Origin of the sequence: Tunturiibacter gelidiferens, assembly GCF_013410115.1 — a bacterium.
GTDB classification, from domain to species: domain Bacteria; phylum Acidobacteriota; class Terriglobia; order Terriglobales; family Acidobacteriaceae; genus Edaphobacter; species Edaphobacter gelidiferens.
In genome coordinates this window covers 511,079-524,379 of record NZ_JACCCV010000002.1, presented here as the reverse complement: position 1 = coordinate 524,379, position 13,301 = coordinate 511,079, and the positions used below count along the sequence as shown (strand labels likewise).

Sequence of the window (13,301 nt, the reverse complement as noted above, 5' to 3'; positions counted from 1 at the left end):
TCGGTGCTCGCTAAAGACAGTACGGAAGCGGAAGAAATTGCGTTCCGTAATCTTGCCAAAACCTGAGTGAGATCACTTTACGAGAAACTGCGCAAAAGCCTGCAACTATCCGGTAGACGAGACTTATGGGCTTGCCCGGGAATACGAGCGATGATATCAGGGGCGGTCTGGAGTCTCCTCTTGTAACGAAGATGTAACCGCTCTACAATGTTGGTTGGTAACAGGAGTGCACCCCTTCTTTATGACGACTTCCCGGCGCTTGGTATCCAGCACGACCCTATTTTTGTTGATCCTGATGGGGGGGCATGTTTTGACTGCCCAGGAAGCACCTAGCGATTCCGCACAGGCCGACGGCGTGACGAAGGGACCGGTGACGGTGGAAAAGCCGGATCCTTTGAAGCGTCCTCTTAGCGATAAAGAGAAGCGCGACCAGCAGAAGGCGCTGAAGGCCGAGTTGAAGGGTGTTTACAAGAAGTGGGTGGATGAGGACGTTCGTTGGATCATCACCGACCAGGAGTTGCAGGCGTTCAAAAGCTTGAGCAATGACGAGGAGCGCGACCAGTTTATTGAGAACTTCTGGTTACGACGCAATCCGAATCCTGACTCGCCGGAGAACGAGTTTCGCGAGGAACACTACGCGCGCATCGCTTATTCGAACGACCACTTTGCCGCCGGCAAGCCTGGCTGGAGAACTGATCGCGGTCATATTTATATTGCTTACGGGAAGCCCGACAATATCGACTCGCATCCGAGCGGCGGAAGCTACGAGCGCCCTGTCGAAGAAGGTGGCGGAAATACCTCTACGTTTCCCTTCGAGATTTGGCACTACCGCTATCTGGCGGGTATCGGGGACAACGTTGATATCGAATTTGTCGATACCTGCATGTGCGGCGACTATCACATGACGATTGATCGCTCCGAGAAAGATGCTCTGAAGCACACCCCAGGTGCTGGCCAGACACTTTATGAGCAGACCGGACAGTCGAAACAGGCAGACCGATTTTCGGGCGGCGGACTGGAACAGCTTGGTGCAGGGCCGCTATCGTCTCAGAACCAAAGCAAGCAGTTTGACCGATTGGATCGATTCGCCAAATTGATGGCTCCTCCGGAGATCAAGTTCAAGGATATGGAGTCGTTTATGACGACTTCGAAGATTCTCACCGGGCCTCCATTTCTATTTGACGTGCGTACCGACTACGTGAAAGTCACCAACGATACGATCTTGGTTCCTGTAACGTTGCAGATCAAAAACGGCGACATTACGTTTACGAATAAAGATGGTGTCGCGATGGGCACGGTGAACATCCTGGGCCGCGTCTCGAATCTGAATCACAAAGCAATACAGACCTTCGAAGATACGGTCAGTGTCCAGGTCCCGAGCGAACTGCTTGCGCGCAAACGAACTGATCAGTCCGTCTATTGGAAGTCGCTGCCGCTGCGTCCTGGGCTGTACAAGATCGATATTGTTATCAAGGACGTCAATAATCCCGACCATATTGGCAGGTGGCAACGTAGTTTGAACGTGCCAGCCTACGATGATGACCGGCTTGCTTCGTCTTCCCTCATTCTGGCTTCTTCCATGGAAAGAGTGCCATCGAAGGATATCGGCGCTGGAAACTTCATCATTGGCGACACACACATTACTCCACGCGTTCCTACTGGAATTGGGGTGCCTGTTACGTTTCATCGAGCACAGAATCTGAACTTCTGGATGCAGGTTTATAACCTGGGGATCGACGAGAAGAGCAAGCAGAATGGTGCGACGATCGAGTATCAGATTTTGGACGTGGCAACGAATAAGTCCATTCTTGAGACGCAGGAGCTGACGTCGAAGACCAACCCTAACGCCGATCAGGTTACGATTGAAAAGAGTTTGCCGCTGGCGAGTCTTCAGCCCGGTAAGTATCAGGTCAACATCAAAGTAAATGATGGAATAACGAAGCAGCAGATCGCAGAATCTGCGCCGTTTAACGTAGATTAGACAGGTGCGGTTAGAACGGGAACATGGTTATACAGACGCTAATTCGTAATAACCAGTTACATCGCACTCTGTAACGCCGCCCCCTAATTTTTCTGGGTGCGGGATGACTCTGGACAGCCATTCGACGCGCAGGACGGTTTTACTGTGCAACGACCCCAGGTGAAGATCGCGCTTCTGTCGCTGATGCTGCTGTCTGCAGCCGTCGGCGTTGCCGTGGGACAAAGTGCGACTGTCTCGGGGGTGGTTCGCGATGCGCAGGGTGTAGCGCAGCTGGGTGCTTTGGTTCAGGTAATAGCAGCTGATTCTGCAATGGCTGGAACTGCGTTTACTGATCTTCATGGGCGCTATTTCATCTCTCATCTGCTTCCCGGCCAATATGAGGTACGCGCCAGTGCGGCGCTGTTTGTTCCGGCAATGCGGGGTAACTTGCAACTTCAGTCTGGAGCTCAGGCGGTCGTCAATCTCACTTTGAGTACTCTTTTCGAATCGACTGCGTGGCTTCCGGCAGAGCGGCGCAAGGCAGATGAACCGGGTGACGATTGGAAGTGGACTTTGCGATCGGTGGCTAATCGTCCAATCCTTCGGCTGACTGAAGATGGCGACGTGATCATGGTCTCATCCAGCGTTCGAGAGACGCCTAAGCGTGCTGAAAGAGTGCGCGCCGAGGTTACGGCTGGCGATGGCGGGTTCGGGAGTAACGGAATTCACAATGTTTTTGCGTTCGACCGAGTACTCGATGACGGCGCCGGTTTGACACTGCATGCGGATATTGGGACCCAACCTGGGGCACCTTTTGTGGGGCAATCCACTGAAGTTGCGACCGGGTATGGAATGCAGCTCGGGATGGGGGGCGCGGCACGGACGGTGTTGAGCTATCAGGGGCATCCTGAGGTGCTGGGGCCGAACGGCTCGTCTGGGCTGGAAGTGATGCAGCTGGCCAGCGGGCAGAAGATGCAACTTGGGGACTTGGTGGACGTGGAGGCTGGAGGCACCGTGTATGTTGTCCGGACCTCTGGTTATGCCTCCGGGTCGCGGCCGTTCCTGAAGGTCACGGCGCACCCCACCGAGAACTGGAACTTCGGCTACCGAATGGCTACGTCGCAGGATCTGCAGTCGTTTGCTGGGCTCGATACTGTTAAGCGTGAGCTGCCTGTAGCCGCGATCTACCAGGGGAAGATCCAGACCGAGGGCGGACTGCACCAGGAGTTTACTGTCGGTCGGAAGACTGGCCGGGGAATGGTGCAGGTCGCGTATTACAGTGATTCCCTTGATAGGGTGGCGGTTTCTGGTGGCGGCGCGTTGACTGCGGCTGATATTGCTCAGACAGGACAGAACGGCGCGAGCGGGATTATCGCGGATTCCACGACGGGGAACTTCAGATTTTTGAGTGCGGGCTATAACGTCAGGGGCCTGAATGTAATGATGACCGAGCCGCTGACCACTAACCTTTGGGTTGCGTTGGAGTATGGCACCGGAGCGGGGCTTGGCGCAAAAGATGGGGCTGCTGTCGGTCTGCCCGGAACTGGATCTGACCTTGCGCCGGTGAGCGCCCGGACTGCGACGGTCGCTTTGAGAGGCCGGGTGCTCCGCAGTGGTACAGCGGTTCGAGCAGCTTATCGCTGGCAGCCGACACGACTCGTGACCGCGGTTGATCCCTATGCTCCTTTCAGTGATCAGGCGTACCTCAGTTGCTATCTGCGGCAGACTTTACGGCTGGGAAGTCTATTGCCGCCGGGGCTCGAGGCTACGGTTGACGTCACAAATCTTTTGGCGCAGGGTTATCGACCATTCCTGTCGGCGGATGGACAGACCCTGTTCCTTGCGCAGTCACCTCGGACGATTCAGGCCGGGCTTGCGTTCACCTTCTAGCCCGCCTTTGTGTCCCCACACGGATGTAGCATGACCCACGTCCGCTAGTCAGCCTCCTGACTCTGTCAGGTTGGCCACCCCGGTACTGTTTTTACGAGGAGTCTGACTGCCGACCCGACTCGCCAGGAGCAGAGTTCGTGGTCGCTTATGGCTCTTTAAGGTGAAGCACAAAAATTCATCGTCGGCTCCTCATGGATAATCGGATGCCAAAGAGATCACCCATTGGCCGAGTTTCACAGATCTTCCAGATCACAGATGTCCTATTCATCCAATGCCTAACCTAGGCGTGCTAATTGATGGCTTGCGGTCGAGAAGTGCGTTGGTGAGACGACGCGTAATCGGTGAGTACCCCGTCATTTTTCAGTTTCCCTTTCATATTTATTGATCCAGTTGACTTCCCACGTCTTTCCGCCATCGTCTGAAAACGCTTGTTCGGATTGTGCCGTGTCAGGGGTGACCTTCCAAATGGAAAATCGTACAAGGACCGATCTGCCGTTGATTAACTCGTAGTCATAAAAGTCGCCACGCCCATTCTTGAATTCGCTAACGCCGGGTATACCGAGCGTGCCAACGGTTGGCGTCGCAAACTCTAAGTTCCACTCCCGTGTCGATGGGTTGAACCAGCGCAGGGACAAGAGGTCGATGTGACCGGCTGGACCATCCGCCTTGTACTCCGCCAGATTGGCGCGGCCATCCCAGACTTTCTTGACGACGGTGGCACCGTCCATGTCGACCCACGTCGTCGATCCCGTCAGGGGATGCAGAAGTCGGGAAGAATGCGTCTTCCAGGTGCCGAAATCGAAATCGAAGTCGTGTTGCCCGTCCTCTGCTGCGGTTGAGGTCTTTGCAGCCTTGTTCGCCCCGACGTCGGAAACGTCCAGGGCTGTCGATTGTGTTTCCCGTGTCAGGTCTGCAATGAAAGCCGCCGCCCAGGTCGCACCACCGTCATTCGAGTAGGATTCTTCGTAGCGATGAGAACCCGGCTTGATGTTAGACCACACCCCGCGAACCAGGATTGATTTGTCGTGAAAGGTGTCCTGGGAGAAGAGCTCCCCGCGTCCGTCTTTGAACGAACCGATCGTCGGCGTATTCAAAACCCCCATCTTGCTATCGATGAACGACTGGCTCCACTGATGGGACTGAGGGTTATAAAGAAATAGAGTTAACCCCTCCCAATGTCCGTTCGGGCCGTCGGCCTCGATCTCCTCCAATTGGGCCCGACCATCCCAGACCTTCCTTACTGTGACCGTTCCGTTGAGTTCCATCGACTTGGAAGAACCTGCGAACGGATCGAGGACTCGCCTGATATGGGTATGCCATACCCCAATGTTGAAGTCGAAGTCGTGTTGCCCGTCCCGTCCCGAAGCGGGCTGAGGCGCGGCGTCTGACACTGCCTGGGCTATTAGGGGAGACGTCAGATCCGGACGTCCGCCAAATCCACATATTAGAAAACCGATGACAGCGATGCGAAGCTTGATGCTCCGCTTGTTTATGGGTCGCCGATGTTTCGCCATCCCGAGTATCTTGGTCTGGCAGGGAAGAGAATGGATTATTGGTGTTCTGCTCTCGCTCATGCGAGCAGTGTAGGCTTGTTTCCACGTTGAACATTCCACTTATGACACACGGATTTTCAAAGAAAAATCAAAGCTCGGTTGACTATGCCTACCGGTTCGGTGATTTCGAGCTCCATCCAGAGGAGCGACTCCTAAAGAGAGCTCGCATTCCGGTCCAGCTCCAGCCCAAAGCCTTCGACGCTCTCCTCTGTCTGGTGCGAAGGGCGGAACGTCTCGTAAGCAAACAAGAGTTGATCAACACTCTCTGGCCATCGATTCATGTGAGTGAATCAAACCTTACCAACACAATCGTGAGCCTGAGAAAAATTGTCGGGCGCGAGACGATTCGCACCGTTTCGAAACACGGCTATCGATTCGAACTGGCAGTTACGGGTGAACCAGGCGTCGCGCAAGCCACATATGAGAAATTTACGCGCGCGAAAGAGTTGACTGTTCAACGTTCTTTGGAGTCGATGCATCTCGCGCGCGATTTGTACTGGACCTGCCTGGCTGCGGACCCAAGCTTTGCACCTGCCTGGGCGTGGTTGGGTCGATGTTGCTGGTTCCTTGATAAATTCAGCGGCAACTCTTCGGCGAATCTGGAGTTGGCACATGCCGCATTTCAGCGAGCGTTTGCGCTCGATCCGGAGTTGGCCTGCGCTCATCAGTTCTACACCTTGCTGCAGGTAGACACTGGACATGCAGATGAGGCTATGGGGAGGCTCCTTGAACGGTTGGAGCGTCATCCTGGGGAGCCGGAATCGTTCACGAGTCTTATTCAGGTGTTTCGTTTTCGGGGATTACTTGTAGAGTCGGTTGAAGCGCACAGACGAGGAGTTGAGTTAGATCCGGCGCTCGTCACAAGCGTTGCTCACACGTTATTCCTTGCTGGAGAATTTGCGTCTGCCATAGAGCACTATAGCGGACGCGCTGCCTACTATCTCGACGCGGCGGCCTGGGCGGCCTTGGGTAATCGGAAGCGAGCGATTACCCTGTTGCGTGAACGGTTGGGTCGTATGCCGTTATCCAAGTTGATGAACGCACTCATGAGTTCGTTGTTGGCTGTTCTCGAAGGTAGAACGGATGAGGCAGTCCATCTCATGGAGACGGCGGACACAACTCGCGAACCCGAAATTCTCGTCTATTTCGCACGTCACTACGCCCGGCTCAGGATGACAGATTCCTCGGTGAGCGTTCTGAAGCGGGCGGCGCAGTCAGGCTTCGTCTGCGCACCCACCACTCTAACTTCAGACCCTTGGCTGAGCGCATTGCGGAGACATCCGGAGTTTGCCTCACTGTTGAGGACTGCGGAAACTCTGGTTGAGGAAGCACGATCAAACCTCGGCGCGTCTCCGAAGAGTTGGCCATCTTGATCCGCTATCAGGCCGGGAATGTAAGCAAGCGACTGACGGCGCGATAGAGCAAAATCATTCCGGCGGGTCTGCCGCAGTCGAAGACAGGGTGCAGAATTTTTGGATGCATTTGCGTATGATGTGTCTCTGTTCGATTCGACGTATGGGTTGAGATCGAACGAGGAGGCTTTGCTTGCGAGTTGGTCTGATGACACGAGAGTACCCACCCAATGTCTATGGGGGCGCCGGAGTTCACGTTGAATATCTCAGCCTGGAGTTGGCCAAGTCGATTGAAGTCGAGGTTCACTGCTGGGGCAATCAGTTTCTTGACGAAGGAAATCTGCATGTCCGCGGTGCGGAGCCGTGGTCGGAGATCGCCAAGGGCACTAACGAGAAGTACACGACGGCGCTCGAGACTCTGAGTCTTAATCTTGTCCAGATGAAGTCGCTTGCGGCAATTGACATTGTGCACACGCATACCTGGTACGTGGCAATGGCGGGCTTTCTTGCAAAGAAACTCTTTGACGTTCCGTTTGTACTAACAACGCACAGTCTGGAGCCGCTCCGTGCGTGGAAGGCAGAGCAGCTTGGTAGCGGATATGCGATGAGTTCGTGGATGGAACGCACCGCGATCCTGGATGCGGATGCAGTGATCGCTGTATCGCACGGCACCAAAGAAGACATTCTCCGCGCTTATCCGGAGATCAAGCCGGAACGCATTCACGTGATCTACAACGGGATCGATCTGAAGGAGTATCAGAAGACTCCGGATGCGTCGGCGCTGATCAAGTACGGAGTTGATCCGACGATACCTTATGTTTTGTTCGTCGGCCGGATTACGCGGCAGAAAGGCGTCACGCATCTTGTGGAGGCAATCCCTCATCTTCCAAAAGGGACACAGGTGGTGCTCTGCGCAGGCGCGCCGGATACGCCAGAGATTGCGGCCGAGATGCGCGAAAAGGTTGAACAGGTCAGCAAGATAAACTCGCGAGTGGTATGGATCGAGAAGATGGTGACAAAGCCGGAGGCGATTCAGCTCTACAGCAACGCGGCTGTCTTTTGTTGCCCTTCTGTCTACGAGCCATTCGGCATTATCAATCTCGAAGCGATGGCTTGCCACGCCCCTGTAGTGGCGAGCGCGACGGGTGGAATTTTGGAGGTTGTGGTGGACAACGTGACGGGCTATCTGGTTCCGTTCGAGCTGGATCCTGTGACGACGTTTCCTTCGAATCCTGAGAAGTTCTCGCGGGATATTGCGGAGAAGATCTCCGTTCTGCTCGCTGATCCTGAGAAGGCCAAACGGTTCGGCGAGGCGGGCCGTAAACGTGTGGAGGAGACCTTTGCGTGGTCTGCGATTGCGAAGCAGACGATCGACCTCTACCGGACCCTCCTCCGAGACCGCAGCATGGCGAGTCGTCACGATAGATAAAGGCATCCTGAAATCAGATACGTTGAGACGGCCGGCGACGTACGTTTGGTGTTAGGAAACGATCTGCCCGACAACGCCAAGGCTCTCAAAAAATTCCTGCATCCGTTGTGGCATTGAAAACGCCTGGGTCCCTCCGCTTGCTGTGGTGGAATAGGCCCCGCACGCATTGCCCAACGCAAGGCAGTCCCTCAGACCGGCGCCGTGAACGAATGCGTGTAGAAACCCGGCGTTAAAGCTGTCGCCGGCGCCTATGACATCGATAACCTCGGTGTGATGGCCAGGGGCTTCGTAGCGTAGTCCTCCATGCATGACTAAAGCACCCGCGGCTCCGCGTTTGATGACCAGCATGGGAATCATCTCGGAGAGCTTGTTAATCGCGTCGTCTAGATTGGCCTCATTCGCCAGTCGGCAGGCTTCTCGTTCGTTGGGCATAAGGATATCGAGATGGGTGAGGGTCTCTGCGATTGGACCCTCCCACAAATTCGCGGGATCGTCATTGGTATCGAGCGAGGTAGTCAGGCCAGCCCGGCGCATTGTGGCCAAAAGTTTTGGCACATCGTTGCGTAGTCCGCGTTGGAGGAAGAACGACGACAGATGAAAGTGTCTGCCGGAGGCAAGATAGGCGAGGTCGAGATCCTCGTAGCGGAGGTCGGAGATTGTGCCCGAGTAAGTAAGGGCGCGGCGACTGCGTTCATGTTGTAGCAGGACGGTCAAACCGGTGCCTATTTCTGGTTTCGGAGCGACGGCATGAGAGAGGTCTACTCCTGCACGAAGAAGAGGTTGCAGACAAAGATCCGTGAACGGATCGGCACCCAGCTGCGGAATGAAGCCGATGCGGCTGCCTAGAACGGCGAGGTTGTGCGCGGTGATAGCGGAGGAACCGCCGAGCGTCAGAGCCATGCTGGTGGCTAGAAATTCTCGCTCGACGGGAAGCTCTTCCGGTAAACCGTACATGAGCAAATCTATGGTGATCTCGCCGGCCAAGGTTATATCGAACTGTGCCAACTTACCTCCTAGGCTATTTTCGTCCTACCGATTTTGAGATCCGATCTCTCATGAGCGCGTGCGGAGCTGTGTCCTTCCCTTCATCTGCTGTCTCCGAAGTAGCCATAAAGCGATACCCAGCGTAGCCCAGACGGTACCCGCCCATCGTGCTGTTGCGCCGAGATTGAGCCACAAAAAGAAGCAAACTACGAAGCCGGAGAGAGAAAGCACAATGGGGAACAATGGGTTCGTACCAGCGGTACGATGAGCGCGATAGGCTAGTACCGCGGATGCGACGTTGACACCCATGAAGGCCAGGAGAGCGCCATAGTTCAGCAGTTCGGTTCCAAGTTGGTAGCTCATGGCGAGTGAGCCTGCCAGGACGATCGCGCCGATCAGCAGGACGTTGTTCTGTGGGATGCGACGAATCGGATTGAGCGTACCGAAGAACCTGCGCGGCAAAGCTCCGTCTTGACCCATGGCGAACAAGAGCCGTGCCGCTCCTAATTGTGACGCCATGCCGGAACCGATGGTAGCGATCAGTAGCGCACCATTCATCAACGCGAATAGAAAGGGACCTCCGGCGCGCCGCGCGATCGCTACATAGGCGGTGTCGAGATCAGGGAAGGCGACACCGCGTGGCCACACCAGCTGCGCCAGATAGACCTCGATGGAAGCGAGAACACCGGTGATGAGGCAGGTGAGAATGATTGCACGCGGAATAGTACGGGATGGATCGTGCGCCTCATCGCTCAGTGTAGAGATCCCGTCGAAGCCAATGTAGGTGAGCACCGCGATCGAGGTGCCACGAAAGACAGAGTGGGCCGAGAAGGTACTTCTATCGTAGACAGGGTTCGTATAGAACGCGAATGACGATGTATGGAGATGGAAGATGTATCGCACGGCCGCGACTACAAAAAGAATGATCACGATGCCTAACCCTGCTGCGACAGCAGAGTTAATGCGCGCCGAGGTTTCGACGCCTCGCAGGTTGAGGATGGTGAAGAGTCCGGCGAAGAAAAGTACCCAGAGGATGTAAGGAACTTCTGGAATAAAGTTGATTGCGGCTTTACTGCTCCAGATAGTGCAGATCAATGGGTTAAGAATGTAGTCCATGGCCATGCACCAGCCGGTCATGTAGCCGAGAGCCGGATGCAACTCTTCGCCCACGTAGGTGAACGCAGAACCGCCCTTGGGATAGGCGCGCGCCATGCGGCCGTAGCTGTACGCGGTGAACAGCATGGCGACCAGCGCGAACAGGATTGCCATCACTACGTGACCGCGCGACTCCTGATAGATGACACCGAAGACTGGCATCGGCGCAGTCGGTTGAATCAGGATGATGCCGTAGAGGATGAGGTCGCGATAGCGCAGACTTCGCTTCAGCGTGACCGTCTGTCCCTCATGTTGCAGCTCAGTTGGTATCATGCCTCTTTTTTCCCTTTATTGATCATGCGTCCACACTGTGGTTACAAAGGCGACTCGGGCTTCTCGGGAGTAACCTGAGAGTTGATGGTCACCGGCTCCACATTCCACCCTTCTATCTTCACCTTCAACCCAGACTTCCCCTTCAAATCGACGCCGGAGAGGAGGTCGGAAGGCAGCTGTGCAGTCAAGTCACGCTCTTCGCCCGGCATCAGTTCAATGTAGTTATCGCTCCAGGTAATTCGTGTCAGCTTCCCCCCTTGAGCATCATCAAGCTCAGCTGCGACTTGAAAGGCCAGGGCCTTCGACGGATTCGAGACGTGCAGATGAACCATCGTCCCGGAGCTTCGCGCTGTCGCTGTGACGCGTGAAGGTGCCAGGCTCTGTAGAGCTGTCATGTCTTCAGATGTCTTCGTCGGTGTGTGCGTGTAAGTAGTCTTTGCCCAGTCGAACTCCGTCAGCTTAGCCGGCACCCAGTAGAAGTTTCTGCTCTCAACCGTATCCTTCGCATTCTTCAACTCGAGCTGAACAAAGTACACGGTGGATGGAGCTTGGAACACCGCTTGCGGGATGTCGAATGCTTTGATCGAGCTATCGGGGCCGACATCCAGAGCGGTGGATTTGCTGAACAACTCCTTCAGGTTGATGTCATACACATGAGCAACTGCAGTTAGACCGGGCGTAGCCTTATAAAGGCTGTTGACGACATAGACACTGTGATCGTCATAGGAGTACTGCACATGCAGCAACTCGCACGCTTTCTTTGTCCCGTAGTATCCGCCTGCTGCATCGAGGTAGTAGTCGTAGAGGTGCCAGATGCTCGAAGGCCACGCGTTGTTGAGCATCCATTGAATAACCCCGGTTGAGTTGTACTTGTTGCGGCCATAGGCCTCAAACATGGCCCGCTCGCCATCGAAGGCCATAGACTGGGCAACCTGGTTATAGCGCGCCGCGGTCTTTGCTTCGCCGTAGGTTGCTGACATGGCGTCGTTGAAGACGTGAATATCCTGGAAGCCTTCGCCGCCCGCGTGATAGCCCCATACTGCGTCCTGCGGCCAATGATGATCAGGCGGCAACATCTTTTTCAGACTCTCCGGTGAGGGAATTGCTGGACCTGGGCTGGTCTCGGTGTTGAATCCATAGGCCCCGCCATACTTGGTATCGACGAGCCAATAAGAAGGGGCAACAAAATCATACGGGCCAGTCATCTTGACGCCACTCTGACCGCTCACGCTGGTTGGTGTTGCGCTGGCCGAAGACACGATGGCATTTGGCCAATGCATCTGCTCGAGAACTTTCAGGTAGGCCGTCTCGACGTTCGCGGGCGGCGGATTGTCGCTTCCGTTCAACCACGCAATCAAGCTGGGATGGCTGCGGATGCGCAGGATTTGAGATTGCAGCGAAGCCGTGGCGACGTTCAATGTATCGGGCGTCCACTTGTCCCAGTGCTCCCAATGATCGCAGCAGCACCAGCCCGCGATCACCAGAACCCCTTGCTCATCGGCCAGGCGAAAGAACTCGTCGGTCTCCATCTTGCCTTCCAGGCGGATCGTATTCAGGTGCATGTCGTGCACCATGCGAAACTCCTCGGCAAGGCGCTCGGGCTGTTGACGAAGCAGCATATCCTGCGACCAGCCTGCACCACGAATGAGAATGGGTCGCTGGTTGACGCGAAACAAGCGGTATCCCTTTGCGGTCAACTCGGAGTTAACCTCGCGTATACCGAAGCGGCGGGACTGCTCATCCGAAACCATGCCATCCAGAAGGAAGCGAAGAGTAAGGGTCTGGAGCGGATGCGCACCCTGGTCCGCCGGCCACCATACCCGCGGGTGTTCGATCCGGAGTTGTGGAAAGTCGCTTGGCGCAAACGAGATTGTCTTCTCTTCGCCCGCAGCCAAGCGCACGAGCTGCGAGATGGGTATGCCGGCGGCCGTGCCTTCGAGACGACCTTCGACCGGATGGTCTGTCGCGTTGCTAACTTCGGCGCGGATTGTAAGCTCCGCCGTCTGCAAGGAGGCATCCGTGAAGTGGGTTGTCGCCATTGGCGAACGGACTGCTACCGATCCACTTGTCATCAGAGAAACGGGCCCCCAGAGACCCATGTCTTTATCGGGCGGGCAAGGATTCCAGTCGACCCAGTTGATGCCCAGATCGGTTGGAGTGGGAGCAAATGTCTCCACGGCCAGCACATTTTCTTCACTTGGCTTAATAGCTTTGGTGACGTCGAACTCATATGTTCGATAGGCACCCTGCACCTGATCGGAGTCGGCGATCTTCCGGCCGTTCAGCCAAATGTCGGCGCGGTAGTTGATGCCGCCGAAGCGCAGCCAGATCGTCTTTCCTCGTTCGCTGGCAGCAACGTGAAACGTCTTGCGATACCACCAACCACAGCGATAGGGGCTGTCCGCTGGCATGTCAAGATTCGAGAAGTTTTCTCCCAGAGGGTAAGATGTCCCCGGGATCGAACGCAGATTTGTACCTACGAAGGGATCTTTGAATTCGCCTGCCGCAACCTGCACCGCGAGCACAGTTGCGGGAACGCTTGCGGAATACCAAGCCTCGGTTCGCGCATTTGGCATGGAGAGTTCTGCGCCTACGCCGTGGACCTTGCAATCTGACTGAACCGCCCAACCCGATTTGAGCGGTACCTCAGAGAGCGGACTGCTAGCCGCGGCGCGTGCTTGCCCATGGGATGCAGCAAGCCAGGC

Annotated in this window: 8 protein-coding genes; 4 read left to right on the top strand and 4 right to left on the bottom strand. The window is 55.6% G+C overall.

Annotated features, from left to right (window positions below; translation table 11 throughout):
- Window positions 1-241: 241 nt before the first annotated feature.
- A complete protein-coding gene (locus tag HDF12_RS14265; RefSeq protein ID WP_179584415.1) occupies window positions 242-1,981 on the top strand; it encodes a GWxTD domain-containing protein in 1,740 nt (579 codons plus the stop codon).
- Window positions 1,982-2,125: 144 nt separating this feature from the next.
- Window positions 2,126-3,850, top strand: a complete 1,725-nt coding sequence (locus HDF12_RS14260) for a carboxypeptidase-like regulatory domain-containing protein (protein WP_179584413.1) — start codon at window positions 2,126-2,128, stop codon at window positions 3,848-3,850.
- 353 nt (window positions 3,851-4,203) lie between these two features.
- Here HDF12_RS14260 and HDF12_RS22025 read toward each other — a convergent pair whose 3' ends face one another.
- Window positions 4,204-5,115 carry a hypothetical protein gene (locus HDF12_RS22025; RefSeq protein ID WP_373563932.1) on the bottom strand — a complete coding sequence of 304 codons (912 nt, stop codon included), beginning with the start codon at window positions 5,113-5,115 and terminating at the stop codon, window positions 4,204-4,206.
- Between the two features lie 350 nt (window positions 5,116-5,465).
- On the opposite strand from HDF12_RS22025, the gene HDF12_RS14245 reads away from it, so the two are divergent.
- Both HDF12_RS14245 and glgA read left to right on the top strand, forming a co-directional pair.
- A complete protein-coding gene (locus HDF12_RS14245) occupies window positions 5,466-6,776 on the top strand; it encodes a winged helix-turn-helix domain-containing protein (protein ID WP_179584411.1) in 1,311 nt (436 codons plus the stop codon).
- A 172-nt stretch (window positions 6,777-6,948) separates the two neighbouring features.
- Window positions 6,949-8,184 (top strand): glycogen synthase, encoded by a 1,236-nt coding sequence (gene glgA, locus HDF12_RS14240; RefSeq protein ID WP_218892465.1) that lies wholly within the window; start codon window positions 6,949-6,951, stop codon window positions 8,182-8,184.
- Window positions 8,185-8,235: 51 nt separating this feature from the next.
- Here glgA and HDF12_RS14235 read toward each other — a convergent pair whose 3' ends face one another.
- Genes HDF12_RS14235 through HDF12_RS14225 form a run of 3 tightly spaced genes read right to left on the bottom strand, consistent with a single transcriptional unit; the run spans window position 8,236 to window position 13,172 of the window.
- Entirely contained in the window at window positions 8,236-9,189 is a 954-nt protein-coding gene (locus tag HDF12_RS14235; protein ID WP_246373400.1) for a carbohydrate kinase family protein, read from the bottom strand.
- A gap of 48 nt (window positions 9,190-9,237) precedes the next feature.
- On the bottom strand, window positions 9,238-10,596 hold the full coding sequence (locus HDF12_RS14230; protein ID WP_179584409.1) for an APC family permease: 1,359 nt from the start codon (window positions 10,594-10,596) through the stop codon (window positions 9,238-9,240).
- A gap of 41 nt (window positions 10,597-10,637) precedes the next feature.
- Window positions 10,638-13,172, bottom strand: a complete 2,535-nt coding sequence (locus tag HDF12_RS14225) for a glycoside hydrolase family 2 protein (RefSeq protein ID WP_179584407.1) — start codon at window positions 13,170-13,172, stop codon at window positions 10,638-10,640.
- Window positions 13,173-13,301 lie beyond the last annotated feature (129 nt).

Bases quoted from the DNA above. Each gene is read 5' to 3' on its own strand.
- HDF12_RS22025 (WP_373563932.1), bottom strand. From the start codon at position 5,115: ATGGAACTCAACGGAACGGTCACAGTAAGGAAGGTCTGGGATGGTCGG.
- HDF12_RS14245 (WP_179584411.1), top strand. From the start codon at position 5,466: ATGACACACGGATTTTCAAAGAAAAATCAAAGCTCGGTTGACTATGCC.
- HDF12_RS14225 (WP_179584407.1), bottom strand. From the start codon at position 13,172: ATGCCAAATGCGCGAACCGAGGCTTGGTATTCCGCAAGCGTTCCCGCA.
- HDF12_RS14230 (WP_179584409.1), bottom strand. From the start codon at position 10,596: ATGATACCAACTGAGCTGCAACATGAGGGACAGACGGTCACGCTGAAG.
- HDF12_RS14265 (WP_179584415.1), top strand. From the start codon at position 242: ATGACGACTTCCCGGCGCTTGGTATCCAGCACGACCCTATTTTTGTTG.